Origin of the sequence: Cupriavidus pauculus (assembly GCF_008693385.1) — a bacterium.
GTDB lineage: Bacteria > Pseudomonadota > Gammaproteobacteria > Burkholderiales > Burkholderiaceae > Cupriavidus > Cupriavidus pauculus_D.
The window spans coordinates 388,683-415,457 of the sequence record NZ_CP044067.1; the positions used below are offsets into that span (position 1 = coordinate 388,683).

At 65.3% G+C, this 26,775-nt stretch carries 24 protein-coding genes; 5 read left to right on the forward strand and 19 right to left on the reverse strand.

The window, feature by feature from the left end:
* Positions 1-54 precede the first annotated feature (54 nt).
* The gene (locus FOB72_RS20045; RefSeq protein ID WP_150377283.1) at positions 55-1,038 is read left to right on the forward strand and encodes a Bug family tripartite tricarboxylate transporter substrate binding protein; all 984 of its coding nucleotides are present in this window, start codon (positions 55-57) and stop codon (positions 1,036-1,038) included.
* Here the strand turns inward: FOB72_RS20045 and FOB72_RS20050 are convergent.
* The 4 genes from FOB72_RS20050 to FOB72_RS20065 all read right to left on the reverse strand — a co-directional run bounded on the left by FOB72_RS20050 (position 1,025) and on the right by FOB72_RS20065 (position 6,030).
* A complete protein-coding gene (locus FOB72_RS20050) occupies positions 1,025-1,975 on the reverse strand; it encodes an SMP-30/gluconolactonase/LRE family protein (protein ID WP_150374482.1) in 951 nt (316 codons plus the stop codon). The two genes, FOB72_RS20045 and FOB72_RS20050, sit on opposite strands and share 14 nt — an antisense overlap.
* A gap of 16 nt (positions 1,976-1,991) precedes the next feature.
* On the reverse strand, positions 1,992-2,447 hold the full coding sequence (locus FOB72_RS20055) for a RidA family protein (RefSeq protein WP_150374483.1): 456 nt from the start codon (positions 2,445-2,447) through the stop codon (positions 1,992-1,994).
* 99 nt (positions 2,448-2,546) lie between these two features.
* Positions 2,547-4,289 carry a M30 family zinc metallopeptidase gene (locus tag FOB72_RS20060; RefSeq protein ID WP_150374484.1) on the reverse strand — a complete coding sequence of 581 codons (1,743 nt, stop codon included), beginning with the start codon at positions 4,287-4,289 and terminating at the stop codon, positions 2,547-2,549.
* A 76-nt stretch (positions 4,290-4,365) separates the two neighbouring features.
* On the reverse strand, positions 4,366-6,030 hold the full coding sequence (locus FOB72_RS20065; protein WP_150374485.1) for a hypothetical protein: 1,665 nt from the start codon (positions 6,028-6,030) through the stop codon (positions 4,366-4,368).
* Between the two features lie 248 nt (positions 6,031-6,278).
* On the opposite strand from FOB72_RS20065, the gene FOB72_RS20070 reads away from it, so the two are divergent.
* Both FOB72_RS20070 and FOB72_RS20075 read left to right on the forward strand, forming a co-directional pair.
* A complete protein-coding gene (locus FOB72_RS20070; RefSeq protein WP_150374486.1) occupies positions 6,279-7,556 on the forward strand; it encodes an MASE1 domain-containing protein in 1,278 nt (425 codons plus the stop codon).
* Entirely contained in the window at positions 7,549-8,745 is a 1,197-nt protein-coding gene (locus tag FOB72_RS20075; protein ID WP_223851713.1) for an alpha/beta hydrolase, read from the forward strand. The genes FOB72_RS20070 and FOB72_RS20075 overlap by 8 nt, the downstream gene beginning before the upstream one ends.
* Positions 8,746-8,851: 106 nt before the next feature.
* On the opposite strand, the gene FOB72_RS20080 is transcribed toward FOB72_RS20075, so the two are convergent.
* The 9 genes from FOB72_RS20080 to FOB72_RS20120 form a co-directional block, all read right to left on the reverse strand.
* Positions 8,852-10,171, reverse strand: a complete 1,320-nt coding sequence (locus FOB72_RS20080) for a hypothetical protein (protein WP_150374487.1) — start codon at positions 10,169-10,171, stop codon at positions 8,852-8,854.
* Between the two features lie 21 nt (positions 10,172-10,192).
* Complete coding sequence (locus tag FOB72_RS20085; RefSeq protein ID WP_223851840.1) at positions 10,193-11,845, reverse strand: phospholipase D-like domain-containing protein; 1,653 nt, start codon at positions 11,843-11,845, stop codon at positions 10,193-10,195.
* Between the two features lie 67 nt (positions 11,846-11,912).
* Complete coding sequence (locus FOB72_RS20090) at positions 11,913-13,403, reverse strand: M81 family metallopeptidase (RefSeq protein WP_150374489.1); 1,491 nt, start codon at positions 13,401-13,403, stop codon at positions 11,913-11,915.
* A 12-nt stretch (positions 13,404-13,415) separates the two neighbouring features.
* Complete coding sequence (locus FOB72_RS20095; RefSeq protein ID WP_150374490.1) at positions 13,416-14,669, reverse strand: Zn-dependent hydrolase; 1,254 nt, start codon at positions 14,667-14,669, stop codon at positions 13,416-13,418.
* Positions 14,670-14,692: 23 nt separating this feature from the next.
* Entirely contained in the window at positions 14,693-15,397 is a 705-nt protein-coding gene (locus FOB72_RS20100; RefSeq protein ID WP_150374491.1) for an ABC transporter ATP-binding protein, read from the reverse strand.
* Complete coding sequence (locus FOB72_RS20105; protein WP_150374492.1) at positions 15,394-16,161, reverse strand: ABC transporter ATP-binding protein; 768 nt, start codon at positions 16,159-16,161, stop codon at positions 15,394-15,396. The genes FOB72_RS20100 and FOB72_RS20105 overlap by 4 nt, the downstream gene beginning before the upstream one ends.
* Complete coding sequence (locus FOB72_RS20110) at positions 16,158-17,156, reverse strand: branched-chain amino acid ABC transporter permease (RefSeq protein ID WP_150374493.1); 999 nt, start codon at positions 17,154-17,156, stop codon at positions 16,158-16,160. The genes FOB72_RS20105 and FOB72_RS20110 overlap by 4 nt, the downstream gene beginning before the upstream one ends.
* Positions 17,156-18,013 (reverse strand): branched-chain amino acid ABC transporter permease, encoded by an 858-nt coding sequence (locus FOB72_RS20115; protein WP_150374494.1) that lies wholly within the window; start codon positions 18,011-18,013, stop codon positions 17,156-17,158. The genes FOB72_RS20110 and FOB72_RS20115 overlap by 1 nt, the downstream gene beginning before the upstream one ends.
* 104 nt (positions 18,014-18,117) lie before the next feature.
* Positions 18,118-19,320 (reverse strand): ABC transporter substrate-binding protein, encoded by a 1,203-nt coding sequence (locus FOB72_RS20120; RefSeq protein ID WP_150374495.1) that lies wholly within the window; start codon positions 19,318-19,320, stop codon positions 18,118-18,120.
* 146 nt (positions 19,321-19,466) lie between these two features.
* Between FOB72_RS20120 and FOB72_RS20125 the strand changes: the two genes are divergently transcribed.
* A complete protein-coding gene (locus FOB72_RS20125) occupies positions 19,467-20,306 on the forward strand; it encodes a FadR/GntR family transcriptional regulator (RefSeq protein WP_150374496.1) in 840 nt (279 codons plus the stop codon).
* A gap of 2 nt (positions 20,307-20,308) precedes the next feature.
* Here FOB72_RS20125 and FOB72_RS20130 read toward each other — a convergent pair whose 3' ends face one another.
* The 5 genes from FOB72_RS20130 to FOB72_RS20150 are packed head-to-tail and all read right to left on the reverse strand — an operon-like array spanning position 20,309 to position 25,100.
* The gene (locus tag FOB72_RS20130; RefSeq protein ID WP_150374497.1) at positions 20,309-21,013 is read right to left on the reverse strand and encodes an RraA family protein; all 705 of its coding nucleotides are present in this window, start codon (positions 21,011-21,013) and stop codon (positions 20,309-20,311) included.
* 53 nt (positions 21,014-21,066) lie between these two features.
* A complete protein-coding gene (locus tag FOB72_RS20135; RefSeq protein WP_150374498.1) occupies positions 21,067-22,269 on the reverse strand; it encodes a pyridoxal phosphate-dependent aminotransferase in 1,203 nt (400 codons plus the stop codon).
* A 23-nt stretch (positions 22,270-22,292) separates the two neighbouring features.
* Positions 22,293-22,817: an alpha-IPM isomerase gene (locus tag FOB72_RS20140; protein ID WP_150374499.1), complete on the reverse strand. Its 525-nt coding sequence runs from the start codon at positions 22,815-22,817 to the stop codon at positions 22,293-22,295.
* The gene (locus FOB72_RS20145; RefSeq protein ID WP_150374500.1) at positions 22,810-24,111 is read right to left on the reverse strand and encodes a 3-isopropylmalate dehydratase large subunit; all 1,302 of its coding nucleotides are present in this window, start codon (positions 24,109-24,111) and stop codon (positions 22,810-22,812) included. The genes FOB72_RS20140 and FOB72_RS20145 overlap by 8 nt, the downstream gene beginning before the upstream one ends.
* Positions 24,111-25,100: a Bug family tripartite tricarboxylate transporter substrate binding protein gene (locus FOB72_RS20150; protein ID WP_223851714.1), complete on the reverse strand. Its 990-nt coding sequence runs from the start codon at positions 25,098-25,100 to the stop codon at positions 24,111-24,113. The genes FOB72_RS20145 and FOB72_RS20150 overlap by 1 nt, the downstream gene beginning before the upstream one ends.
* A 135-nt stretch (positions 25,101-25,235) precedes the next feature.
* On the opposite strand from FOB72_RS20150, the gene FOB72_RS20155 reads away from it, so the two are divergent.
* Positions 25,236-26,210 carry a LysR family transcriptional regulator gene (locus tag FOB72_RS20155; protein WP_150374501.1) on the forward strand — a complete coding sequence of 325 codons (975 nt, stop codon included), beginning with the start codon at positions 25,236-25,238 and terminating at the stop codon, positions 26,208-26,210.
* A gap of 57 nt (positions 26,211-26,267) precedes the next feature.
* On the opposite strand, the gene FOB72_RS20160 is transcribed toward FOB72_RS20155, so the two are convergent.
* The gene (locus FOB72_RS20160; RefSeq protein ID WP_342050169.1) at positions 26,268-26,681 is read right to left on the reverse strand and encodes a phosphate-starvation-inducible PsiE family protein; all 414 of its coding nucleotides are present in this window, start codon (positions 26,679-26,681) and stop codon (positions 26,268-26,270) included.
* Positions 26,682-26,775: the final 94 nt, after the last annotated feature.

Sequence of the window (26,775 nt, forward strand, 5' to 3'; positions counted from 1 at the left end):
CCTCGCTTTCCCCAACGATCGATTGCCCCCGAAATCTTCGCAGACATTGACATGATGACCTCCACACTCCTGAAACTGGTGCTCGCATGCGGCGTGGCCATGACCTTGTCCGCGCCGCAGGCCATGGCGCAATCGGCGTCGTATCCCGATCGGCCGATCCGGCTCGTGGTGCCCTTTGCCGCCGGCGGTGCGACGGATGTGCTGGGACGGTTGCTGGCGGTGGGGCTCGGCGAGAAACTGGGGCAGTCCGTGGTCGTCGAGAACAAGCCCGGCGCCGGCACGATCGTGGGCGCGACGCAGGTCGCGAAGGCGGCACCCGACGGCTATACGCTCCTGCTGGCCTCCAACAGCACGCTCACGCTGAATCCGGCCATTCGCCAGCACCTCTCATATGACTCGGTCAAGAGCTTTACCGCGCTGGGACAGGTGGCCGATATGGCGCTCGTCCTCGTCGCCAACCCCGACACGCGGCTTGGCTCGCTGAAGGATCTGGTGACGCAGGCCAAGGCCCAGCCGGACAAGTTCTCCTATGGTTCGTTCGGCAGCGGATCGTCGGTCCATTTCGGGGCCGAGATGCTGAAGTCCGCCGCCGGCATGCGCATGGTGCATGTGCCGTTCAACGGCAGCGCGCCGAGCCTGACGGCGCTGGTCGGCGGCCAGACGCAGGTGGCCGTGGATACGATCGTCGCGAGCCAGCCGCTGATCAAGGCCGGAAAGATCAAGGCGCTTGCCGTGCTGTCCGCGCAGCGTCACCCGGCGCTGCCGCAAGTGCCAACGGTCGCGGAAAGCGGCTATCCGGGCTTCGAGATGGGGAGCTGGTTCGCACTGATGGCCCCGGCGGGACTGCCCGCGCCCGTGCAACAGAAACTGGAGAAGGCGCTCGCCGATGTCGCCAACGCGCCGGCCACGCAGGCACGCATGGTGGAGCTCGGGCTGACGCCCGCCTATGGCAACGGTGCCACGGTGCAGACGCGCATCGAGAAGGAATTGCCGGCGATGCGCGCCGTCGCGGCGCGCGCCGATATCAGGGCGGACTAGCTGGCAGGCGATAGATGCGGCCCGACGATCCCGTGACCGACGTGACGTACATGTCGCGGCCATCGCGGGAGATGGCGAGATTGGAGTGATGGTCGCCGGGTACATCGATCGCCTTCACCAACGCGCCTTTGGCGTCGAGGACCCAGACGCCGCCGCCATGGAACAGCGCCACGAATAGCGATCCATCGGGTCCGGTGCGAATGCCGTCGGGCGTATGGCGCCCCGTGGCGCTTGAGGGGGCCAGCGCATCGAGTGCCGCGAAGGTGTGGCGACCTGGCAATGATCCATCGGCACGGATCCGATAGTCGAGGACGCTGTCCGATCCGCTTTCGCCGACGTAGAGGATGCGCTCGTCGGCGGACAACGCGATACCGTTCGCGTTGTCGAGGCCGGACGCGATTTCCTGCGCGACCTGATTCGCGGCAGCGCCGGCTTGCGGTACCAGAAACACCTTTCCGGTGCCCGGCCGGTCGCCCGACGCGGTGAAGTAGAGATCGCCGCGCCGGTTCGCGACGAGGTCGTTGGGGCGAACGAATCTTTCCCCATCACGAGAACGGTCGATGCGGCCCAGACGCCGGCCATCGGGAGCGACGCGCTCGATCGTTCCGCTGTCGTAGCATGCCACCCACAAGTCTCCGTTCACGACGGCCAGCCCGTTGGCCCCGCAGCCGGGCAACGTCTGAACCACCGCGGGGCCTCTGTCATCGAGCCGGTTGACGGTGGAAACCTGATAGTCGACGTAATAGAGCACCTTGTCCGCCAGCACGGTGCCTTCGGGAAAGCCGAGTGCGTCGGCAACGATACGCGCACGGAGCGGCTCGGCGAAAGTGCCGCTCGTGCCGGCCGCGAGCGATGCCGCCAGCAGCAGGCCGACCCAGCGCTTGATCGTGGCGGTCCCGATGGTGGTCCCGATGGTGGTCCCGATGGTGGTTCTCATGGCAGGCGCACGATGGTCAACCTTTCAGCTCGAAAATACTGTCGATTTCCACCGGAATCCCCATGGGCAGCGAGTACATGCCCAGCGCGCTGCGCGCCGGCAGCTTGTCTCGCCCGAACAGTGTCAGCAGCACGTCGCTCGCACCGTTGGCCACGTTGGGATGCTGGGTGAAGTCCGGTTCCGCGCGCACATAGACGGTCAGCAGGTTGCATCGCTCGATATTGTCCAGACCGCATGCCTGATCGACGCAGGACAGGATCATCAGCATCGTCAGGCGCGCCGCATGCTGGGCGGCCTCCAGCGACATATCGCGCCCGACGACGCCGACGATCGGCTTGCCATCCTCGAAGGGGCCGAGACCGGAGACATACACCTGGTTTCCGGAAATGGAGACGGTCTGGTAGGACCCCAGGGGCGCGATGGGGGCAGGCAACGCGAGGCCTGCCTGGGAGAGGCGGTCGAGTAGGGACATGTTCCGGCTGAGCTCGTATCGAAGGCGTGGTCCATTGTATGGATCGGCAGCTTTCAATTCGCCTGCGGTCGCCGGTCAGATGGCACCCTGAAGGACAGGCTAGTCCTCCGTATCCTCCACATCGCCGAAGTCCTGCACGATGATCGATAGCGTGATGCCCGGCGGCACTTTCACCACCTCGGTGAAGCTGCCTTTGACCGCGAGGCGCAGAATCGGCACGCTGGCATAGGGCTGGATCGCGGCCGGCAATGTCGTGACGTAGGTGCGGAACACCTGCAGGAACAGCGGATTGATCTTGTTGAGGTGGAAGCCCCCGTCGAAGCGCTCGGGGAAGCCATATCCCGCGGTGAATGGCGAGACCATCATGCCCGCCGCGGTGACGGAAAACTTGCGCCACTGATCGGCGAATCCGGAGCCCGGAACGGCCTCGCGGATGGCGGCATCGAGCACCGCGAGCGTATCGGGACTCGACACGTTGTACAGCAGCGTCTTGTAGAAGCCGAGGCCGAGCTGGCGATTCAGGAATGCGCCGAAGGAGCCCGAGACCGAATAGCTCTCGCAGGTATTCGTGAACGGCGTCCAGTGGACGAGGCTGCAGTTGTAGGAGCCTTCGCGCCGCGCGACATAGTCCAGATACCGTACGTCGGCCAGCGGACTGTAGCCCGGCGTAATGCCCTCGGCCGCGAAGTCCTCGATCATCATGGCGGTGCCCTCCTCCAGCCATGAGTCGTACATCGCCGGCCATCCGTGCAGCACGCCACGGCGATAGAAGTTCTGCATGTGCATCCCCTCGTGCGCAAGCGTCATCGTACTGTTCTGCACGCCCTGTGCGCCGCCAAGATACAGCGTCTCCGAATCCAGATAGAGCGAGATCGAATCGTTCCCGTAGAGGTTCTCGGTAGCGGTGCGCTTGATGGCGTTGCGCGAGAAGAAATAGCCCACGTCGCCAAACGGCTCGCCATTGCGATCGAAGTTCAGGATGACGATATCGATCGGGCGTCCGTTGCCCGACAGCAGATTGGTGTAATTGTGGGGACCCCACAGCGGGCCGCCGACGGCAGTCAGGATGTCGTAGATGCGGCCGGCGGGTACGAACGCGTTCATCAGCGTGTCGGCCAGCGTCGTGCCGATCCGTGACGGCGCCCATTCGTCGGCCTCCACCCACAGGTTGACCGTGGTGCCATCCGAGACCTGCGCCTGGCGCATCAGCGTGGCGGTACGCGCCGTGTTGTCGGAGTGATACCAGGTCCGCGAGTCGCCCACATGCCCGGGATCGACGGGCTGCACCGAGCGATACAAGCCCGGCTGCGCGGTGCGCTCGCCCGCGAAATCGACCCAGCCGCGGCGGTTGAACTCGCCGATGGCGTCATGCATCGAGCGCCCCACGATGCTGGCGGCGGACGCGTTGGCGACGGACGCGCCGTTGCGATCGAGTTGCCACGGTTGCCGCGTAGCGGTGAGCGAGATCGGCGGCATGGGCTGTGCCGTGCCCGTGGTATTGGCGAACACCAGCGTGACATCCTGGCCCGTGAGGCCGTCGATGCGGACCGGCACGTCGAGGGTGTCGTTCGTGTCGTTTACGTGCTGCCATACGCCGATGCCCGCACCCGCATAGGTATGCGCATCGAGCGCGGCGCAGTTGCTGCAGGCGGTGACGACGGTGGATGCCGCGTCCGGTTGCGGCGCGGGCGTGTTCGGCACTGCAGGCGCGGCGGTGCCCTGCTCCACCGTCTGCGTGCTCGCGGTCGGCTGCGCATCGTCGCCACCGCAGGCGGAGAGCATCAGCGCGAGCGCGAGTGCGGCGGCCGTGCGGGAAAGACAGGGAGAACTGTGGGGACGCATAAGCTGGAGGGGGACGTGATGGCGGACCCGCTGCGATGTTCGGCGACGTGCGGCGGGTCCGGTCCTGCGGTGGGGATTACTGAACGATCAGCACGGGGATATGCAGATCGCCATCGCGCACGGAAGGCGCCGCGCCCTTCGGCGTGGTGTTGATCTTGATGTACCCGAAGCTACCCACTGCGGCCGTCTTGGGCACGCGGATCGTCAGCGGCTGGTCGCCACTGCGCGAGCTGCCCTTGGAAGGCGACAGCGTGAGCCAGTCCGGCGCATCGGTGACCTGCCACTGCAGGCGATACGGCGTGCTAGTGTCGCCGGCCTTCACGTCGATCCTGAACGTCTCTTCCGGCTTCAGGCGAATCGGATTGTCGGCGTCCAGCGTCACGGGCCTGGTGCCACCCGCGCCATCGGACACCACGGCCCCGAACATCGGCGGCGAGTACGTCTCGGAGATGGCATTGGCCGTGCGGTAGCCAAACAGGTCCACGCCGACCGAGCTGGGCACGAACAGGCCCGGGTCCACGAAGAACCCGAAGTTGCCGGATAGCTCCGACACGTTCAGCGTCACGTCATCGGCCACGCTGGCGGACCCCGCCGGCACCTGGAAGACGACCCAGATGGGCGTGTCGACGTTGCGAATCGTCGTATCGGCGCCGCTGAACAGATCGCCACTGGAGAAGACGTGCCCGAGATCGGTCGCGTGATAGCGCGAGAAGGTGAGCACGTTGTCCTGATTGGAGGCAGCGATGCTGACGGACGGATACGAATACGACTGGGTGACATCGCTGCTTGCCGTGACGCCGCCCTTCTCGCCCGCGGTGGCGCTGACGCCCACCTTCCTGCTCGTGGTCGTATTGCGTGCCATCGTGACCGGCGCATAGTCGACGATCTCGCCTTTGATCGACTTGCCCGCGCGGGTGACGTTCAATTGCAGCTTCAACGTCGAGTCGTTGTTGTAATAACCGCAGGCAACCGTCGTGCAGGTCGCGGCCATGATCGGCGTGCTCGACCATTTGATCTTGGCGAGGTAGTAGTCCACCTGATTCACCGAGTTCAGACGGTACAGGCTCATATTGGCCGTCACGTTGCCGGCAGCGGCCTGCCCGTGATACCAGTGCTTGATGCCGTTGACGGTGGTCGAGTACGTTTTCTGGCCCCGGCCGAGCAGGGTCCACGCATTCGCATCGGGCTCGACATTGCCGATCGCATCGAACATCGGCGCGGCGGAGGGCGACATCACGTTCTGCGCGACCTGCTGTCCCGGCGTGCGCAGCGGCGCGAGGCAGTTCTCGAGGCCCGCTTCCAACGCCGCGTCGTCACCCGAGATTTCGCAGGTGACCGGTGTGTAGTTGGCATCGGTCGACTTGGCCAGCACGAAGCGCGTGCGCGGTACCGACTCCGCTTCGGCGGGTGCCGAGGCCGGCAGCATGCTGATGATCAGATCGTCGCCCGTCGCCGGCGACTTCGCCTTGGTGGGGCTCAATTGCTGGAAGCCACCGTGCGCATCGCCGGCGGCCCACGGGTCGACGTCCTCGTCCGAGACGATCGCGTAACCGGCGATATAGCGCTTGGCCACATCGCATGCGTCGTAGCTTGCCGCGCTCACGGAATAGACCGGGTAACCGGTGACTTCCTGAATCTGGTCCATCCCCGTGCAGTTGGCCAGCTGATTGTTCGGCGTGGGCGCTGCCGCGGTGTTGCTGTTGTCGTCACCACCGCCGCAGCCGTTGAGTGTGGCAGCCATTGCCGCGAGCACTGCAGCGCGTGCCGTCCTTCTCCAATAGGTCTCGAACATCGACTTCCCTTCTTCGTTGGTTTTCTATGCGAATACCTAACGGTCGTGACGTTTGGCACTTTAGTTAAAAGTGTGCTTTTTGAAAAATCTATACACAGTGCGTCGTGCCGTGCAAATTCTGGAACGGCAGTGCCATTGCTCAAGGCCCTTATGCGCGCGCCGATAGACGACATGAGACCTCTCTGGGAAAACCATTCATGCAGTCCGCACGTAACCGCTTCATGCTTGTCGCAGGCGTTGTCGCCCTCGCCTACTTGTTCGTTGGCGCGCTCTCTGCTGCAATGGCCGCGAGCGATACGCAAGCCATTGCCGTGTGGCTGGCATCGGGCGTGAGCTTCGGCGCCATGCTCGCGAGTTCGGCGAGCCATCGCACTGCCGTCGTAACCGGTACGGCGGTGGCAACCGTGCTCTGGGGTGCGATCGGGCATGCATTGCCGTGGAACGCGGCCATTGCATTCGGCCTGATTGAAGCGGGCAGCATCGTGCTGGGCACATGGGTGGCATCGCGCGCGAACGTCGATCGGCCGCTACAGCAAGTGACGCTGCTCGTGCTTGGCGCATGCGTGACAGGTATCAGCGGCGCCACGCTCGCCAATGAGCTCTGGCGATGGCAGTACCCCGAACAACTCGTGTCGTCGAACGAGTGGCGCGCGTGGGCGTTCTCCACGATTGTCGGCATTCTGCTCGTGGCACCGGTTATCGGCGCATTCAAGGGTTTCGCGATCAAGCGTTCGGGCGGCATGCCCATGAAACAGTTCGGCGCGGGTGCCGCGATGTTTGCGCTGTTCCTTGTCACGACGCTGATCGTGTTCAATCGCGGCGTGGATGCGCGGTTCGGCGAGATCGCGCCGACGCTCGCCTATCTGCCGATGCCGTTCCTGCTGCTGGCGTCGATGTTCTGGGGCCCGCGCGGCGGCTCGCTTGCCACGCTGGTGGGCGCGGTGCTGATCATCGGCCTCACGGCCCGAGGGGGCGGCCCGTTTGCGGTCAGCGAGGCGTTCGCGGGCGAAGCGGTGATCGAGGTACAGGCCTACGTTTGCGTGTGGGCGGTGCTGCTGCTCGCCGGCCGTGCCCTCAACGAGGCACGGCGCATGGCGTTGATCGATGCGCGCGAGTGGCAGTTGCGCTACGAGCGCACGCTGCTGGCCACGGGCATGGCGAGCGTGGAGTTCGATCCCGTTACGGGTGCCGCGGTCTGGGGCGAGTCCGCAGAGGCCGTGCTGGGCAAGGATGCCGTGCAACTCCGCAATATTCGCGACTGGCTGGATCGGGTCGTCATGCGCGACCGGCCGCTTGCGCAGGCGGGATGGGATGCGGTGGCGAGCGGTCGGCACGACGGCAGCGCCGGCACCTGCGACATTCGCCTCGACGGGCGTGAACTGCATGTGCACACGCGATTCGCATCGGTACATGGACCCGATGGTGCCGTCGAGCGCGTGGTCTGCCTGATCCGTGCGGAAGCGCATCATGCGTGAGCCAGGCGTATTTCTGATTCACGGCCTGGGCGGCACGCAGTTCGATCTCGGCTCGATGCACAAGCGGCTCAAGAACGCGGGCTTCGTCACGCACTCGCTGACGCTGCCGGGCCACGGCACGAAGCCTGAAGACCTGCTGAACGTCAGCGCGGAAGACTGGCTCGACGCCGTCCGCGAGAAATATCGCGAAGCTGCGGCCCAGCACGATGTGCTGCATGTGATGGGCATGTGCATGGGCGCGCTGCTGGCCGTAGAAACGGTCAAGCGCGAGCGGCATGCCAAGGGCAAGCTCGTGGCGCTGGCGCCACCGATCTTTATCGATGGCTGGGCCACGCCGTGGTACAGCTCCGCCCGTTCGCTGCTCTATCGCGTGCCGGGCGTGGCCGCGCGCATGAAGGTCGTGGAGGACGAACCCTACGGCATCAAGAACGAACAGCTTCGTGGCATCATCAAGGCCAAGTTCAAGCGCGGCGAGAACTTCCATTACCGCTGGGTGCCATTGGCCTGTATTCGTGAAGTAGACCGCCTGCGCGCCATGGTCATGGCCGACCTCGATCAGATCGTGTCCCCGACGCTCGTGGTGCACGCGCGCGAAGACGAACTGACGAGCCTTCGCTCCGCGAGTTATCTCGTGGAACGCATCGGAGGCCGCGCCCGCGCGGGCCTTGCGCGTATGGTCGTGCTCGAGGACAGCTATCACATGATCTGCGTGGACAACGACCGCGAGATCGTCGCGCGCAACGTGGTGGAGTTCTTCGATGCCAACGCGGCGGCTTCGCTGGGCATGGGACTCGTGGATGCGGCCATGGCACCCGCCGATATCGAGCGCTTGCTCGATACGGTGCGGCAGTTGCTGGATGCCGGCGACTTCGCGGGCCTGTATGCCGCGGGCATTCCCGACTTTACGTGGCTGCAGCCGGGCGTCAATCGCACGTCGGGCGTCTATCGGGGAGTCAAGGGCCTGGCGAAGCTCAAGGGCTGGGCCATGGGGCAGACGCCCCTGCATTTCGGTGCATTCGGCAAGCCGAGCCTCAATGGCGGCGTTGTCGTGCTGCCTGCGTCGTTGATGAGCGGAAACGGGCTGGCGTCGCCCGGGGTGCTGGCATTGTCGCTGCGCAGCGGCAAGCTGCTCGAGGCGCGATGGTTTCCGGACGATGTGGATCTGGAGGATCGATACTTTGGCGTTTGAACTGTAGCGTTTGAAGCTCGGCCCATGAACCTCGGCGTATCGACCGCCGTTTGCGATCCCGGGAGCCGGCTTCAGGAAACATTTCCAGAAGCCGGCTCCCGGACGATCAGTCGAACACGACCACTTCGCCGTTGCTCAGGCCCATGCTCAGGATGCCGTCGTTGGTCACGACCGCGGTCATGATGCCGTTGGCGCCGAAGCTCGCGATATCGAAGTCGGTCGCCACCCAGCGCGCATCCTTCGACTCGAACTGGTAGATCTGCGCCGACTCCGTGATGCCGAACACGGTCCTGAGGTCGGCACTCGCGATGACGCGCGTGATATCGGGCCGCGCGGCGGACAGGTTCGTCGTCGAACCATTGGCCAGGTCGTGGAGGAAGTACTCCGCGACATCGCCCCGCGTGGCGCCGATCAGCACCCTGGGATCCTTGCCGTTCATGCTGCCGAACACAACCGAAATACCTTCATCGCCGGCAATATTCACCGGCACCTCGCGCCATATGCCATCGCGATACGCCGCGACGCGGTTGTTGTTCATCGTAGCGACGATATAGAGGTCCTTGTTCGGCCCGAACCCATAACGCCTGTCCACCACGTCGGTCGCTCCAAGCGCGCCCACGTTCAGGCCGGATGGCACCCATTTGCCATCGATCCGGCGATAGAAGTCGTTCCTGACGTCGTCGAAGACCACGACCTCGTTGGCGGTACCGCCGACGCTGAAGCCGTCGCCGCCCGGCAGGATGCCGTGGGAGATATCGAGTCCTGCCGTGATATCGCGGGCCGCGCCCGTGGCGTCGAACTGGATCATGCCGTGGTCGGCGTTCAGCACGTAGAAGCTGCCGTCGTCGGCGATCATGCTCAGCGTAAGCTCGCTGGGGTCCGCGGTGCCCGCATCGACCTTCATCGTGCGCCACTTCCTTTCGTCCAGACGGTATTCGCAGATGGTGCCCGCATCGTTGAGCAGCGCGATGGCATTCGATCTGGCATCGAACGAGGTATCGATGACATCGGTGTTCGCGGTGTCCATGCAGGACGCAAGGTTCAGATCGGACCAGCCTGCGCCGTCGAAGAACAGAATGCGATCGCTCGTCGTGGCCGCCCATGCGGAACGGCCATCGGGGCGCACGACAAACGACAGCAGGTCCTCCACGGCACCGACGAGGCTGGAAGGCGGTGTCACGTCCACCCAGTTGCTGCCCGTCCAGAACGCAATGGCGCGATTGCCGCCGAGCAGAAATAGCTGCTTGCCGCTTTCCAGTCCCGCGTTGAGGGAAATGGCATCGATCGAATTTCTGGCTTCATGGGAAGCGTCGGCGACGACGAGCGGCGACGCGGTCTTGCCCCAATCGCCGGCGGACTTGCCGTCATCGCCGGAAGAACATGCCGTCACGACTGCCGCAGCCACGATAGTGAGATATTTTTTCATGATGGATGTGGGCGGTTCCGGTTACCTGGCGTTGTTCCAGTTGTATTGCCAGAACTCCTCGTCGAAGCGGCTGGCAAAACGTTGCGAATCCACGATGACGCCGTACTCCGCGTGAGACTGGTCATAGGTGTTGTGCGAGCCCACATACACGAGCCTGCCGTCCACCTGGCCGGTTGCCTTGTTCAGGCTATCCACCATCACGACCTTCGAATGGTTGGGGAAATGCGGGAAACTGGCGGCGTCGGCCGTGGCCGCCGCCTTGTTCCAGTTCGTCCGGATCTCCAGCACCCTGGTGTCGTCGATCAGGCCGCGCTGGCATCCGCCGAACGTCACGAGATAACCCTTCAGCTCGCTGATGGACGCGTACGCGGGATAGGTCACCTCTCGTCCCAGCGGCGGACTGTACGGATACGCGCCTGGATGGCCCTTTTCTCCGGACGTCATGACCTGCACCTTGACCCCGCGCGCCATGGCGCCGCACAGCGCCATCAGGATCTTGCGCGGGAACGGCACCACATCGCGATAGCCGGGCGTGTTGGCATCGAGCGCGCTCAGCGCGTTGTTGTACAGCGATTGCTGGGAGATGCGCACGTACGAGTTTGCGCGCTGGATCATGCTGACCTGCGCCACGTCGGAGGCATCCTGCTGCCAGTCCGCAACATCGCCCAGGCGTCCGAGGGAGATGGCATAGTCCGCGGACGGGTCGTCCTGCTGGGTATGGTTGCTGACGAAATCGAAGGTTCTCGCGAGCTTGTCGGGACATCCGGTCTCATAGACGTTGCCGTTCTGAAAGCGCTGGAGGTCCCACGAGGGCCTGCCGCCACGCGTCCACAGCGCGGTCGCCGCCCACAGGACGCTCTTCTCGGCGTCCTTGGCCTGCTTGCAGACGAGGTCCCACTGATTGTCGAGGAACTTGCTGGCGGGCACGCCGAGACCCGCGCCGCGATAACCCAGCGACATATCGTTCACCGGGTTGACGTCGCTCACATAACCTCGGGACTTGAAGTCGCCGTCGAGAAAATTGACACCGCCGATGATCACGCTGTCGCCATCCACGGAGAGGATCTTCGCGTGGTTCCACGAGCGGCCGAGATAGCCCGAGCGATACATGCCCACGTACACCTTCATCGGCGACGAGGCCGGAATGCCTTGCGTGATGTACTTGAGCGTATCGGCCGCGGACTTCGGCGAGTTCTGGACGCGAAAGTTGAGCAACTCCGGTACCGAGCCGAACATCACGCGTACGGTAATCGGCTTGTTCTTCCTTGCCAGCGCTGTCAGCGCGGCGCGGATATTGTCCAGCATCACGCCGTCCTGCGAGTCGAGGCTCGCGATGTCGACGTAGCCCTCGGCGGACTGGATCAGCTGGTTGTACTGGCGGACAAAGTTCATCCCCGGCTGGGTCAGCAGGAGCTTTTCATCCTGGCAGGGTTCCACCACCTTCGAACAATCGGCGACGGTGGGCTGTGCCGTTCTGAAAAACGGCACTTGATAGATCCCGATGGCATCCGTACTGGCAAGCTTGTTGACGCTCCACACGCTTCGCTTCGCGGAGAACTGGCTGCCTTGCAGATCGGAGATGATGCCTTGTCCCACCGTCGACGCTGACGCGTGGAACGCCGCATGTCCCAGCAGGACACCGGTGATCGTGACGACACCGGTCACGCAATTCATCTTCACGAGCGACTCCTTATAGACCTTTTGGTCTATCGGATATCGGCGTGCCTGCTAGATGCTGAAGTTAATACGTCGTGTCCTTGTCGAGCGGAAACACCGGCCTCGACACCTTGCGGAAAGGAAACTTCTCGTAGCGCGAACTGGTTACGCCTTCGCCGTCGCACTCGACGACCGCCTTGGCGATCGGCACGAAGACCGGCCGGCAGTACATGCGCGACTTCAGCAGCAGAAATCGCGCGGCATGCGGGTCGACACCGATATGGGTGAAGATGCCGAGGTCCCAGTGCTCCTGCGGTGTCTCCGTGACGATGATTTTCGCGGCACCCGTATCGAGCAGGACCGTCCTGCCCATCCGGATTTTCTGGCCCGTATAGGTGGGGCCCGAAATGACATACTCGCCGTCGCTGATGGCCGTGACGATCCCCGACACCGGTTTCGGTTGCGGGTACTGGTTGAGCTGCGGCATCGCGACCTTGTCGCCGACCTCGAGCGTGACGCGCGCGCCGACACCGGCCGCGATCAGTGCCGCCACGGCCTCCGGATCGCACACAGGGCCCACCGCAATACCATCGAGCCCCTGTGCCAGCGCTTCGTGGAGCACCGCCATGTTGTCGCACGTGCCGCCCGACATGCAATTGTCGCCGTGGTCGAGCAGCAGCACGGGGCGCTGCGTCGAGGCGGTGTCGTCGCTCGCCTGCGCGGCGTGGGCCGCCGCCGCGATGGAATCTGCCAACGGTGCGGAGGTGTAAACGAAATCGTTGCGGTCTTCCCAGATCTGCGCCGCAATCCGGTCCGCAACGGCCTCGGCCGCATCCGGATCGCCGTTGCCCACCACGATCACGCTCAGGCATGGCGCGGCAATGTCGGCCAGGCCGAAGCCCGCCAGCACCGACACCGCGAGCATGCCGTCGCGCTCCGCCTCCTTCGCGCTCGCCACGGCGCGGGCCATCGCGCCCTCGTCGGTGCGGCTACGCAACGTATGCGTGACGAGCGGCGGCCGGCGCCACGCCATGACGGGACGAACCCTTCCGGCCATCATATCGAACAGCAGGCGGCCCGCATGCGCGCCGGTCTCGTACATATCGACGTGCGGATATGTCTTGAAACTGACGGCGATATCGGCGTGGTCGATCAGCGTTTGCGTGATATTGCCGTGGAGATCGAGCGCGACCGCGATCGGCGCATCGGGTAGCACCTTGCGCAGGCGTTCGAGCAGCTCGCCCTCGCCGTCATCGCTGTTCTCGGCGACCATCGCGCCGTGCAGATCGAGCAGTACCGCATCGCAGCCGGCCGCTGCGCCGACGATCGTGTCCGTGAGATGCGTGTACGCGGCCGCGGCCACGCGCCCGCTGGGATTGGCGCCCGCGATGACGGGCACCACGATCTCCGCGCCCGCGGCCTCCGCGAGGTCGATAAACGCGCCCGCGGCGGTGCGCGATCCCTTCGCGGCCCGGTAGCCCTCGGCGCCGTACTGCGGGTCGAACGAGGCCAGTGGCGTGGCCACGGGCGAGAACGTATTGGTTTCGTGGTTGAGCCTGGCAATCAGAATCTTCATGAGCCCCTCGGCTTATCGAATGGTGGGGTGCGCGATATCGAGCATCGCATGCAGCAGCACATTGGCGCCCGCTTCCAGATGCTCGGGCCTGGCGTCCTCGATCTCGTTATGGCTGATGCCATCCTTGCAGGGCACGAAGATCATCGCGGTGGGCGCCACGCGCGCAAGATAGACCGCGTCGTGCCCCGCGCCGCTGATCACATCCATCTCGGAAAGACCAAGGCGCGTGGCGCCCTGGCGTACGGCATCGACGAGCGCGTCGTCGAACGGCTGCGGCGGAAAATAGACGACTTGCCGCACATCGATCTCCACGCCGTGGCGCTCGGCGAGTGCCTGCGCACGCGCGAGCAACGCATCGTGCATGGCCGAAAGCTGCGTATCGTCGGCCGCGCGCAGATCCGCCGTCATGGCGACCCGCCCGGGAATCACGTTGCGGGAATCGGGATGCACGGACAGGCAGCCAACCGTGCCGCGCCCGTGTGGCGCATGCTCGAGCGCGATGCGATTGACGATCGCCACGAGCTCGGACGCGGCAAGCAGCGCATCGCGGCGCAGCGCCATCGGCGTGGGTCCCGCATGGGCCTCCATGCCCGTGACCGTGACGTCGTACCAGCGCTGCCCCAGCGCGCCGGTGACGACGCCGATCGTCGTCTCGTGCGCTTCCAGCACCGGCCCCTGCTCGATATGGGCTTCGAAGTACGCGCGAGGCTTGCACTCGCCCAGCGGGGCCGAGCCGGCGTAGCCGATGGCAGCGAGCGCCTCGCCGACGGAAACGCCATCGCGGTCGGTCTGGGCGAGCAGGCCCTCCAGTGCGAACTCGCCGATATAGGCGCCCGATCCCATCATGACGGGCACGAAGCGCGAGCCCTCTTCGTTCGTCCAGACGGCCACCTCGATCGGCGCCTCGGTGACGATGCCATGGTCATCGAGCGTCCTGAGGACCTCGATACCGGCAAACACCCCGTAGTTGCCGTCGAACTTGCCGCCGGTCGGCTGCGTATCGATATGGCTGCCCGTCATGACGGGCGGCAGGGTGTCGTCGCGCCCCGCACGGCGCGCGAAGATATTGCCGATGGCATCGATGCGGATCGTGCAGCCGGCCGCCCTGGCCTCCCGCACGAAGAAATCGCGGCCCTGCCGGTCGAGGTCCGTCAGCGCGAGGCGGCAGACGCCGCCTTTCGGCGTTGCGCCGATGTCGGCAAGACGCATCAGCGTGTTCCAGAGCCGCTCGCCATCGATGCGCAATTCACGTGGTGTGTTTTCCATGCTGCCTCCAGTGCAATGGCGGTTCAGACGGCGAGGCCGACACCGAGATACCGGTCCTTGATCGCGTCGTCCTGCCGGAACGCCTCGTTGGTGCCGGTGTAGACCACCTTGCCCTGCTCGATCACCACATGGCGGTCGGCAAGCTGCATGCAGACCTCGAGGTTTTGCTCGACCAGAAGAATCGGCACGCCGGCGGCCTTGATCACCTTGAGCTGCGCGACGATCTCCTCGACGATGACGGGCGCGAGCCCTTCCACGGGTTCGTCGAGCATCAGCAGGCGCGGATGGTTCATCAGCGCGCGTCCGATCGCGAGCATCTGCTGCTCCCCGCCCGAGAGCTGCGCGCCGCCATTGCCACGCCGCTCGCGCAGCCGCGGGAAAATCCGGTAGACGTCGTCGAGTTGCCACGGCGAAGCCTTCCTTGCCGCGAGCTTGAGGTTCTCCTCGACCGTCAGCAGCTTGAAGATGCCCCGGTGCTCGGGCACGAAACACAGGCCTTCCGAGGCAATACGGAACGCCGGCTTGCCCGTGACGTCCTGCCCGCGGAACAGTACGCGGCCGCCGCGCGGCTCGACGATTCCGGCAATCGCCTTCAGCGTCGTCGACTTCCCCGCGCCGTTGCGGCCCAGCAGCGTGACCAGCTCCCCGTCGCCGACGCTCAGCGACACACCCTGCAGCACGTGGCTCTTCCCGTAGTAGCCGTGAATATCCTGTACGTCGAGCATCATGCCTTGCCTCCGGTGATCATATTGCCCAGATAGGCGGCGCGGACGCGCGGATCGCCACGCACGTCCGCGGGCGCGCCCTCCATCAGGACCTTGCCCTGCTGCATCACGGTGATGGTGTCGGAGATATCCATCACGATATCCATGTTGTGTTCGATCAGCACGACCGTGTGGTCCTCCACCAGGCCGCGAATCAGCCGTTTCATCGCACCGAGGTCGTCCACGCCCATGCCCGAGGTCGGCTCGTCGAGGAACACCGCGCGCGGGCGCGCCGCCAACGCCATGCCGACCTCGAGCCGGCGCTGCTGGCCGTGCGACAGTACGCCGGCCGCCGAGGACGCCACGTGCGCAAGTTCCAGCCGCGCCAGAATCTGATCGACGATGCCCGCGCAGGCCAGGTCGCCGGTCGGCAGGCGCCAGCCGCTCATGGCCTTGCGGGGCGAGGTGCCGAGCGCCGCCAGCCGAAGATTCTCGCGCACGGACAGGTTGGGAAACAGGCTCGTGACCTGGAACGAGCGCGCGATACCGCGCTGGACCCGCTGGTAGTCGGTTTCCGTCGTGACATCCTTCCCTTCGAACACGATGCGCCCCGCGGTGACCGTGCGCGTTCCCGTCAGCATATGGAACAGCGTGGTCTTGCCCGCGCCGTTGGGCCCGATCACGGAATGGATCGTGCCCGGCATCACGCGAAGGTCCACGCCGCCGAGCGCCATGAACTTGCCGTACTGCTTGACGATACCCGTCGCTTCGAGAATGGGCGTGGTCATGCGCGCTCCTCGTGAGTGGCCGCGGTGTCTTTCAGGCCGCGCAGGCGCGCCGCAACGGTCGAGCACAGGCCCCATAGCCCGCGCTGCATGAACAGGCTCACGGCGATGAGCAGGAAGCCCAGCAGCATCAGCCACCGTGGCCAGAGCGTGGAGAGCCAGTCGGCCAGCAGCACGTAGAATGCGGCGCCCAGCACGGACGCGAAGATATTGCCGGTGCCGCCGATCACCGTCATGACCAGGATCATCTCGCTGGCGTGATAGTCGATGTTCGCCAGCGGCGCGATGCCCGTGAGCATGGCGTGCAAGGCGCCGGCCAGCCCCGTGACGGCGCCCGAGATGACGAACGCCAGCAGCTTGAACGCGCGCACGTTGTAGCCGACGGCCAGCGCCCGTTCCTCGTTGTCGCGGATGGCCAGCAGCGTGCGGCCGAGCACGGATTCCGTGACGCGCAGGACCAGTGCGAAGACGATCAGGAACAGCACCGCCACAAAGGCGTAGAAGCCCCACGACGAGGTGATGTCGATCAGCGTGTGCCCGCCGATCGCGATGGGCGGCCGGGGAATGTCGAGCAACCCGTTGTCGCCGCCGGTAATGCCGGGCGTCGTGTACGCGATGAAGTAGAACATCTGCGCAAACGCCAGCGTCAGCATCACGAAATAGGTGCCGCGCTGGCGAATGGAGAACCATCCCACCAGCGCCGCGGCCAGCGCGCCGATGACGGCGGCACCGAGCAGCGCCAGCGGCATCGGCATGCCCTGCCATCGCGTCAGCGCGATACCGGCCGCATAGCTGCCCAGACCGAAGAAGATACCCTGCCCGAACGACAGCAGGCCCGTGTATCCCAGCAGAAGGTTGCACGCCATGGCGGCCATGGCATAGATCAGCACCTCGGTGGCGAGCGTGCCCGACCGGATCGTGAGCGGAAGTAGTAACGCGATACCGAGCGCGAGCCACCAGAAGCGGTAGCGGACGAGCCATTGTTTGCCTGATGCCATCATCCCCTCCCCAGCAGACCGTGCGGACGCAGCAGCAGTACCGCGGCCATCGCCACATAGATCATCAGCCGCGCGCCCTCGGGCCAGAGCGTGCTCATCAGGCTCTGCACGATGCCGACGAGCAGCCCGCCCACCAATGCGCCCGTGAAGCTCCCCATGCCGCCGACGACGACCACGATAAACGCCACACCGAGCGCTTCCACGCCCATGAACGGTTCGGCCCCGCGAATAGGCGCGGCCAGGACACCGGCAATCGCCGCTGTCCCCGCGCCCAGCGCGAACATCAGGCTGAACAGGCGAAACACGTTGATGCCGAGCAGCGAGACCATTTCCGTCGATTCGCTGCCGGCACGCACGGCGCTGCCGATGCGCGTGCCCTCGAGCAGCCACCAGAGCGCTACCGCGAGGAGTGCCGTGAAACCGATGACGAACAGCCGGTATTTCGGATAGATGAAGTCGCCCCACATGACGACGCCCTGCAGGATGTCGGGCGGTGGCACGTCAACGCCCAGCGGCCCCCACCCCACGATGATCAGCTCCTGGATCGCGAGCGCGAGGCCCACGGTGATGAGGATATGGAACTCGTGCGGCTGCGCGTAGACGTGGCGCAGCATGAATTTCTCGGTGAGCCATGCCAGCGCGCCGATGATCACGGGCGCCAGCACCAGCGCGGCCCAGAAATTCAGCCCGAACTGCAGGGCCTGGAAGCACAGGTATGCGCCCAGCGCGTAGAAGGCGCCATGCGCGAAGTTGACGAAACGCAAGAGGCCGAAGACGATCGACAGGCCTACCGCCAGCAGGAAGTAGAGCATGCCAATCCCGACGCCATTGATCACCTGTAGCAGATAGACGTTCATAGGCCGTACGGATGAGTGAAGCCGCCGGAACGCGGTGGCGCGCTCCGGTGCATCGGATTTGACGGGGAAGATCCGCGGCCGGGATTACCGCGGCTTCGCGCGGCTTATGCCATCTTGCACTGCGTCTGGTCGAGGGGCAGAAAGGCCTTGCCCACATTCACGACTTCGGCGTAGTCGTCCTTGTCCTTCATGGCGGACTTGGCCTTGCCTTTCAGCAGGTAGTAGTTCTTGAGCACCTGGTGATCGCCCGCGCGGATTTCCTCGGGGCCGGTCAGCCCTTCGTACTTCAGCCCTTCCAGTGCGGCGATGACGGCCTTGGGATCGGCGGTGCCCGCCTTGATCATGCCGTCGACCAGAATCTTCGTGCAGATATACGAACCCGCCAGGCTGTAGTTCGGGTTCGCCTTGAACGCGTCCCGCGAACGCTTGACGAGGTCGCGGTTCAGCGGCGTATCCACGCCATGCCAGTACTGCGCGCCGAAGTAGATGCCTTCGCAGAGGTCCGCGCCCAGCGACTCGAACTGCTCGAGGCCCGAGGCCCACGCGACGAGGATCGTGGTGTTCTTCTTCATGCCGAAGCTCACGGCCTGCCGAAGGGTGTCCGAGGATTGCGAGCCGAAATTGAGGATCAGCAGCACGTCCGGCTTGGCGGCCAGCGCATTGGTGAGGTAGCCGCTGAACTCCTTCTCGGTCAGCGCGTGGTAGCTGTTGCCCACGTGCTCGATGCCCTTCTCCTTGAAGATGTTCTTGGCCGCGGAGAGCAGCCCGTCGCCGAATACGTACTGCGGGGTGATCGTGTACCAGCGCTTTGCCTTCGGCATCGCTTCGATCAGCGGGCGCACCGTGCGCTCGATTGCGCCGTAAGTCGGCACGGACCAGCGGAACGTCGCGCGGTTGCAGTCCTTGCCCGTGATCTCGTCGGCGCCGGCGGTCGTCACGAAGACGCCCCCGAGCTTCTCCGCTTCCTTCCCCATGGCCAGCGATTCCGAGGAGAGGATGCCGCCCGCGAAATAGCGTGCCGCCTTCTGCTGCGCGAGCTCCTGCACCTTTCTGACCGCCGTGGCCGGCTTGCCTTCGGTATCGAGCACGCTGTACTGCAACGGCCGGCCGAGCACCTTTCCGTACTGCTCGACCGCAAGCTTCATCCCGAGATCCGCGAACTTGCCATTCGCGGCGAATGGGCCGGACATCGGTACCGGACAACCTAGCTCGATGGTCTCGCCCGCGGCAAGGGCGGTGCGCGAATGCGTCACCATGCCCGGAACTGCCGACAGCGCGGCCAACTTAAGCAAATCACGACGATTCACGGCTCACTCCTCGATAAGATGGGGGATCGCGGGGTTTATCCTATTTATCATGATAAATAGAATAGAATCATCTTATGAGCGGCGGAAACGGCTTGTCAATCCGCCCGCTCTCAGGGTTTACGCAGGTACTTACCGAGGATTGGGCAATGTCGACGATGTTTCGCGAGGCCAGGGAAGGCGCGTTAGGCATCCGCAAGCAAAAGCGCGCGGATCTGGTTGCCGAGGAATTGAAGCGCCTGATTACACAGCGCAATCTCCGGCCGGGCGACAGGCTGCCGCCCGAGATCAAGCTCCAGCAGATGTTTTCCGTGAGCAAGAGCACGATCCGGGAAGCGCTGAAATCGCTCGAAGTGCAGGGCCTGATCAGTGTGTCGACCGGTCCGGCCGGCGGTGGCACGATCGTCGAAGTGCCGCTGGACCGCACCTTCCAGCTCATGCAGAACTACCTGTTCTTCAAGGATGTGGGCATTGCCGACGTCTATACGATTCGCCGGTTGCTGGAGCCGGAGCTCGCCGCGGGCGCCATCGCCCATCTGACGGAGGACGATTTCGCGGCGCTCGAGCGCACGATCGATCTTTGCGATCCGGCATCGAAGGCTGCCGCCGACGCGCAGATGCTGGACCAGCGGCAGGAAGACCTGACATTCCACGACATTCTCGCCGCGGCCAATCCGAACCCCATGCTGCGGTTCTGCTGCGAACTGATCAACGAGATGCTTCGCCAGCTCGTCGTCTTCGGCAATGAGACGCCGGCCTGCGAGCACGAGCGCTTTGGCGCGGCGAACGTTTCGTTCCATCGCCGCATCCTCGAAGCGGCGCGCGCGCGGGATGCCGACCAGGTGCGGACGCTGATGTCCGCGCATATGGAGGAATGCACCCATTTCGTGACGCGGATGAACGGCCGGGTGCATGGCCGCCTCGTGCTCGACTCGGAAATGACCCGGCGTACCTGGCTCAAGCCCAAGGACGCCGGCGACAAGCCTTAGGGTCAGACCGGCAGGCCCTTGGCCCGCAGCACCGCATCGAACCGCTCGGGATCGGCGGTACCGGTGCGGTTGGTCTCGCGGATGCGGGCTTCGCGTTCCAGGTGCGCCTGCGTGCGGCGCAGCACGTCTTCGGCCTCGGCGGCGGGCACCGCGATGACGCCGTCGGCATCGCCGACGATCAGGTCGCCGGGCAGCACCGCCATGCCGGCGCACGAAATCGGGATATTGATCTCGCCGGGACCGTCCTTGCTCGGGCCGCGGTGCGTATGGCCGCGCGCGAAAATCGGCATCCCCTCCTCGGCCCATTCGAGGAGGTCGCGCACGGCACCGTCGATAACCAGTCCGCCGAGCTGCTTCGCGATGCAGGTGGTACGCATGAGGCCGCCCACCAGTGCCTGCGTGACATCGGCCCCGCCGTCGATCACAAGCACGTCGCCGGGCTGGACCATCATCAGCGCCTTGTGGATCATCAGGTTGTCACCGGGACGCACGCGCACGGTCACCGCCGGGCCGCACAGCACGGTGTCGAGACGCGCGTGATACTGGCGCAGTCCGTAGGTGCCGACGTTGCGGCTCATCGCGTCGCCGATGGCCGCGACGGGCATCGTCCGGAATGCGGCGACGATCTCGGCGGCCGGGCCGTCGGCACGCGGGTTGATGCGGTAGCCCGCGGGCCATTGCGGGGAGGGAGCGGACGGGGTCGTCATGGTTCGCCTTTATGGAATCGAATGTACTGGGAGGTCGCTCAGGGTAGCGCAGATCAGCGCAGCATCTCGCACGCCACGCGCAGTCGCGCAAGACCGGCCTCGAGCTTTTCCATCGAGGTCGCGAACGAGATGCGGAAGAACGGCGATACGCCATAGGCGCCGCCCTGCAGCACCGCGAGGTTCTGCGCCTCCAGCAGATACAGCACGAAGTCTTCGTCGGTTTCGATCCGTTGTCCCGTGTGCGTGACGGTGCCGATGACCTCGGCGCACGACGGGAACACATAGAACGCGCCCTCCGGCGAATGGCAGCGAATACCCGGAATGCGGTTGAGCGCGCCCACCACGGCGTCGCGGCGCGTCTGGAAGATGCGCGTGCGCTCGGCGATGAAATCCTGCGGGCCGCTGAGCGCTTCCAGCGCGGCGGCCTGGCTGATCGAGGACGGGTTGGACGTGCTCTGCGACTGCAGCTTGACCATCGCCTTGACCAGCGGGGCCGGCGCGCCGCCGTAGCCGATGCGCCACCCCGTCATCGCATACGCCTTGGACACCCCATTGATGGTCAGCGTGCGTTCCTTGAGCGCGGGTTCCACCTGCGCGATCGTGGCGAACTTGCGGCCGTCGTAGAGGATGTGCTCGTAGATGTCGTCGGTCATCACCCATACGTGCGGATGCCGCATCAGCACCTCCGCCAGCGCCTTCAGTTCGGCGTGCGAATAGGCGGCGCCGCTCGGATTGTTCGGCGCATTGAGCACGAGCCAGCGCGTGCGCGGCGTGATCGCGCGTTCGAGGTCTTCCGGCGCGAGCTTGAAGCCGTTCGCGGGCAGGCAGTCGACGAACACGGGCGTGCCTTCGGCCAGCAGCACGATATCGGGATACGAGACCCAGTACGGCGTGGGCACGATGACTTCGTCGCCCGCCTCCACCGTGCACATGAACGCGTTGAAGATGATCTGCTTGCCGCCGGTGCCGACGATCAGTTCGTTGGGCGCGTAGTCGATCTGGTTGTCGCGGCGGAACTTCTCCGCGATGGCCGCGCGCAGTTCAGGCGTACCGCCGACGTCGGTGTACTTGGTCTGCGAGCGGGACATCGCCCGTGCCGCCGCTTCGCAGATATGCGCGGGCGTGTCGAAGTCGGGCTCGCCCGAGGTCAGGCCGATGATGTCGCGGCCGGCGGCGCGCAGTTCGCGCGCGCGCTGTCCAGCCATGGAGCTCGGCGACGGTTTGATGCGGTTCAGGCGTGCAGCAATGAGGCTCATGATGGTGGTCTGAGGGGGAATTGTCAGGTGGGGGCGACAAATTTGCGGTGACGGCGCAGATAAGGCACGAGGCCGCCGGCTTCGCGGATGGTCAGCACGATGTCCGGCACGGGCTCGCAGGAAATCGCGCGGCCGCCGTCGCTGCCGACGCGCAGCTCGGCGCGCGAACCCTCCAGGTGCAGCGCGACGGCCTCGCCCTCGCGGACGCTTCCGGTATCCGCGGTGATCAGCAGCAGGCCGTTGTTGACCGCATTGCGCCAGTAGGTGCGCGCGAAACTCCGGGCCACCACCACGCGAATGCCGGCGGCCAGCACCACGGTGACGGCCACTTCCATTGCCGAACCACAGCCGAAGTTGTGGCCCGCCACGAGGATGTCGCCGTCCCGCACGGAACCAGCGAATCCGGAGTCCAGATCCTCGAGCAGGTAGTTGCGCAACACGCTGGGATCGAGGCTGTCCTTCTTGCGGCTCGACGAAATGATGTAGTCGGTGTTGATATCGTCGCCGAGCAGGCGCGCGCGCCCGGGAATAACAGTCACGTCATGCATGGCCGGCCTCGCGCGGATCGGTCAGACGGCCGGTCACGGCGGCCGTGGCGCATGCGCGCGGGGAGGCAAGGAAGATCTGCGCCTGGCGATTGCCCATGCGCCCCTTGAAATTGCGATTGGCGGTGGACAGCACGCGTTCGCCGTCGGCCGGGACGCTGCCGCAGGTCCCGCAGCACGAGCCGCAGCCCGGCGGCTGCAGTTCGGCGCCGAGCGCTTCGAATTCGGCGAGCATGCCGGTTTCCTCGAGTTCGCTCTGGATGGCCGCGGATGCCGGCGTCACGATCAGCCGGACACCGGTGGCCACGCCGCCGCCGCGCCGCAGCACGTCGAGCGCTTCGCGATAGTCCTTGGTCCGGCCGCCGGTGCAGGTGCCGAGGTACACCATATCGATCTTCGTATCGCCGGCGGCATCGATATCGACGACGTTGTCCACGCGATGCGGCAATGCCACCTGCGGGGCGATCGCATCGAGATCGAACGTCATCGACTGCGCGTAAACCGCATCGGCGTCGGCTTCCGCGGGCTCGAACGGTGCGTCGGTGCGCGCGGCCAGCCATGCGCCCGTGCAGAGATCGTACGGGAACAGGCCTGCCTTGGCGCCCATCTCCACCGACATGTTGGCCAGCACGATGCGATCGTCCATGTCCAGCGTGGCGACGCCCGGCCCCTGGAACTCCAGCGCGAGATAGTTGGCGCCGCCCGCGCCAAGCCGGCGCGCCATCGTCAGCGCGAGATCCTTGGCCGATGCGTATGCGGGCAGTTTGCCCGTCAGCACCACGCGGATCGAGCCCGGCACCTTGAGCCAGATCTGGCCACATTGCAGAATGCCCGCGAAATCGGACGAGCCGATGCCCGAGCCAAAGGCGTTGAGCGCGCCGTACGAGACCGCATGCGAGTCGGCGCCTACCGCGAGCTGGCCCGGCAACACGCGGCCCCGCTCGAGCATCAGCTGGTGGCCGATGCCCTCTCCGACCTCGTACACGCAGACGCCGTGCGCTTGTGCGTAGTCGCGGGCGCGAGCCTGCAGGGCCAGCGCCCGTTCGCCGGATACCGCGCCGTAATGATCGAGCGCGAACACGAGCCGTTCGGCCCGTGCCGGCGCCGGCAGCGAGCCGTCCTCCTGCATATCGCGGAAATAGTCGAGCGCCATCGGGATGGAGCCGTCGGTGCCCATCGCCGCGTCGGGTTCGCAGATCGCGAGATCGCCGGCGTAGAGTTTCGTGCTGGCTTTCGTGCCGGCGGTCGTTACGGCTGCGCGCGAGAGCAGCTTCTCGGCAAGCGTCTGGCCGCGCATCAGTTCAGCTTGATGTCGGCCGTCTTGATGACCGTGCCCCATTTGGTGTGCTCGGTCTCGATCAGCTTCGCGAAGTCCTCGGGCGGGCCGCCAACGGGTTCCACACCGAGTTGCACGAGCTTGTTCCTGACGTCGTCGGACTTGAGGATCTGATCGATCGCGCGATTGAGCTTCATGACAATCGGACGCGGCGTGCCCGCGGGCGCCACGACGCCGCTCCACGACAGCGACTCGTAGCCCTTGATGCCCGCCTCATCGAGCGTCGGCACGTTCGGCAGGCCCGGAATGCGCTGGCGGCTGGTCACGGCCAGCGCGCGCAGCTTGCCCTGCTGGACGAAGCCGATGGACGACGGCGCGTTGTCGAACAGCATCGACACATTGCCGCCCAGCAGATCGGTCAGCGCGGCGGAGCTGCCTTTGTACGGTACGTGCAGCAGGTTCAGGCCGGCCATCGACTTGAACAGCTCGCCGGACAGGTGGGTCGAGCTGCCGGGGCCCGACGACGCGAAGCTCAGCGTGCCGGGCTTGCTCTTCGCAAGGGCGACCAGCGACGAGACATCCTTGACCGGCAGGCTGGGCGAGACCACGAGGATATTGGCGTTTTCCGTGGCATAGGCCACGGGCACGAAGTCCTTCTGCGCGTTGTAGTTGAGCTTGCCGTACAGATGGTCGTTGATCGACAGGATGCCCGTGGCGCCCATCAGCAGCGTGTAGCCGTCGGCCGGTGCCTTGGCCACGAGTTCGGCGCCGATATTGCCGCTGGCGCCGGCGCGGTTGTCCACCACGAACGGTTGCTTGAACTGGGCCTGCAGCTTCTCTGCCAGGATGCGCGCCACCACGTCGGTGGAGCCGCCCGCCGCGAACGGCACGACGATGCGGACGGCCTTGTCGGGATAGGTATCCTCGGGGCCCGCCATCGCGGCCATCGGCAGCGTGGCAAGCGGGGCGGCGACAAGGACGGCGGCGGCAACACCGGTAAGCGTCTTCATGGGGGTCCTGGGCAAGAGGTTGGATTGGGTTGGCTTGCTGCGGGACAAGTCTAGAGACGGCCATTTGTCTGGACAAACGAATTTTTTCGGCCGACTATTACGAAATTCCGATAAATCGGGCCCTCCCCGCCTCCCATGCGCCACAACGTCACCCTCAAGCAACTGCGCTGCTTTCTTGCCGTGGCGGAGACGAACTCGTTCACGGCGGCGGCCGGGCGTCTGTGCATGACCCAGTCCGCGCTGACGGCGACGATCCAGCAGATGGAAGAGGCGGTCGGCCTCAAGATGTTCGACCGTACGACGCGCCGGGTGATGCTGACCGATCAGGCGGCGCGGTTCATGGCGGAGGCCGAGCGCGTGGTCAATGGGTTCGACAGCGCGGTGTCGGACCTCGTGGCGCTGGCGCAGGGAGAGCGCGGCCATATCCGGATCGGGGCGGCCTCGTCGGTCATCAGCCAGTTCCTCGTGCCGGCGCTGCCTCACTTTCGGGAGGCTTATCCGGGCATCACGATCTCCCTGCGCAATCCGGCCGCACAGCAGACGGAGCGGCTGGTGCTCGAGGGCGAGGTCGATTTCGCCATCGACAGCAAGTTTCGCGGCAACGAAGACCTCGATTACACGCCGCTGGTGCGCGACTGCTATGGCGTGGTATGCCACCGCGACGCGCCGGTGGCGATGCTCGATCGGCCGGTAACGTGGGCCGACCTCACCGCGAGCCTCGATGCGCGCTATGTGGGCTTTTCCGCCGACACGGGCATCGGCCAGTTTCTGCTCAACCACGCCTCGCACTGGCCCGTGCTGGGGGGCGAGCACGACGAAGTGGAAAGCACCGCGTATCTGTTCGCGATGCTTGCGCGCGGCAACTACTATTCGGTGCTGCCGGCGCTGGCATTCGAGCGCAACGAGTTCGCCAGCCTGACCTTCCGCGAACTCCACGAGCCGCGGCTGTCGCGCGAGCTCTGCGTGATCACGCGGCCATTACGCTCGCTGTCGCCGAGCGCGCAGCGGCTGCTCGACATCCTGCGCACCACGCTGGCCGCGATGGAGATGCCGAGCGGGGTGTCGCTGCTGGCGGCATCGGACGATGGCGCCCCGCACATGCTGCCGTAGCCACCCTGCCCGCCTGCCGCGAGAATCGAGACGGATCGGCGGGCACGCCGACGCCGGTCACGGACCGCCCTGCTCCGCACTCCCCGCGTCCTTGTCGTCCGGAAGCGGAAAGCGTGTCTGGCTGTAGCGCAGGATCAGCACGCCGCAGGCCAGCATCACGATGCCCGTGCAGAGTGCAAGCAGATGGAACTCGGAGACTTCGTTGAAGCGAAGGATCAGGTCGCGCGCCAGCGACACCATCGCGATATACAGCGGGAAGCGCACGGGCAATTCGCCGAGCTTCAGGTACCGGCCCACCATCGCCAGTACTTCGAGGTAGAGGAACATCAGCAGCAGGTCGGTGATCGATACCTCGCCCTGACCGACGATCTTCCAGCCTTCCTGTGCCATCGCGAGGATGGTGCCCAGGCCGATGACCGCCAGTCCCACGACCTCGACGGCGCTGAGGATGCCTTCGAGTTTTGCGCGCACGAAGCGCTCGGGCGATGACCCTCGGTTCGAATTCTTCACGATACGTGCCTGTCCACCCAGTCCCGCCAATGATGGCTTTGGCGGGACCGGACCG

Coding starts and splice junctions, on each gene's coding strand:
- FOB72_RS20085 (WP_223851840.1), bottom strand. CDS start 11,845: ATGAATTGCGTGACCGGTGTCGTCACGATCACCGGTGTCCTGCTGGGA.
- FOB72_RS20150 (WP_223851714.1), bottom strand. CDS start 25,100: ATGAAGACGCTTACCGGTGTTGCCGCCGCCGTCCTTGTCGCCGCCCCG.
- FOB72_RS20080 (WP_150374487.1), bottom strand. CDS start 10,171: ATGAAAAAATATCTCACTATCGTGGCTGCGGCAGTCGTGACGGCATGT.
- FOB72_RS20045 (WP_150377283.1), top strand. CDS start 55: ATGACCTCCACACTCCTGAAACTGGTGCTCGCATGCGGCGTGGCCATG.
- FOB72_RS20105 (WP_150374492.1), bottom strand. CDS start 16,161: ATGACCACGCCCATTCTCGAAGCGACGGGTATCGTCAAGCAGTACGGC.
- FOB72_RS20060 (WP_150374484.1), bottom strand. CDS start 4,289: ATGCGTCCCCACAGTTCTCCCTGTCTTTCCCGCACGGCCGCCGCACTC.
- FOB72_RS20130 (WP_150374497.1), bottom strand. CDS start 21,013: ATGACGACCCCGTCCGCTCCCTCCCCGCAATGGCCCGCGGGCTACCGC.
- FOB72_RS20110 (WP_150374493.1), bottom strand. CDS start 17,156: ATGGCATCAGGCAAACAATGGCTCGTCCGCTACCGCTTCTGGTGGCTC.
- FOB72_RS20145 (WP_150374500.1), bottom strand. CDS start 24,111: ATGCGCGGCCAGACGCTTGCCGAGAAGCTGCTCTCGCGCGCAGCCGTA.
- FOB72_RS20070 (WP_150374486.1), top strand. CDS start 6,279: ATGCAGTCCGCACGTAACCGCTTCATGCTTGTCGCAGGCGTTGTCGCC.
- FOB72_RS20115 (WP_150374494.1), bottom strand. CDS start 18,013: ATGAACGTCTATCTGCTACAGGTGATCAATGGCGTCGGGATTGGCATG.
- FOB72_RS20125 (WP_150374496.1), top strand. CDS start 19,467: ATGTCGACGATGTTTCGCGAGGCCAGGGAAGGCGCGTTAGGCATCCGC.
- FOB72_RS20135 (WP_150374498.1), bottom strand. CDS start 22,269: ATGAGCCTCATTGCTGCACGCCTGAACCGCATCAAACCGTCGCCGAGC.
- FOB72_RS20055 (WP_150374483.1), bottom strand. CDS start 2,447: ATGTCCCTACTCGACCGCCTCTCCCAGGCAGGCCTCGCGTTGCCTGCC.
- FOB72_RS20075 (WP_223851713.1), top strand. CDS start 7,549: ATGCGTGAGCCAGGCGTATTTCTGATTCACGGCCTGGGCGGCACGCAG.
- FOB72_RS20095 (WP_150374490.1), bottom strand. CDS start 14,669: ATGGAAAACACACCACGTGAATTGCGCATCGATGGCGAGCGGCTCTGG.
- FOB72_RS20155 (WP_150374501.1), top strand. CDS start 25,236: ATGCGCCACAACGTCACCCTCAAGCAACTGCGCTGCTTTCTTGCCGTG.
- FOB72_RS20100 (WP_150374491.1), bottom strand. CDS start 15,397: ATGATGCTCGACGTACAGGATATTCACGGCTACTACGGGAAGAGCCAC.
- FOB72_RS20140 (WP_150374499.1), bottom strand. CDS start 22,817: ATGCATGACGTGACTGTTATTCCCGGGCGCGCGCGCCTGCTCGGCGAC.
- FOB72_RS20065 (WP_150374485.1), bottom strand. CDS start 6,030: ATGGCTGCCACACTCAACGGCTGCGGCGGTGGTGACGACAACAGCAAC.
- FOB72_RS20090 (WP_150374489.1), bottom strand. CDS start 13,403: ATGAAGATTCTGATTGCCAGGCTCAACCACGAAACCAATACGTTCTCG.
- FOB72_RS20050 (WP_150374482.1), bottom strand. CDS start 1,975: ATGAGAACCACCATCGGGACCACCATCGGGACCACCATCGGGACCGCC.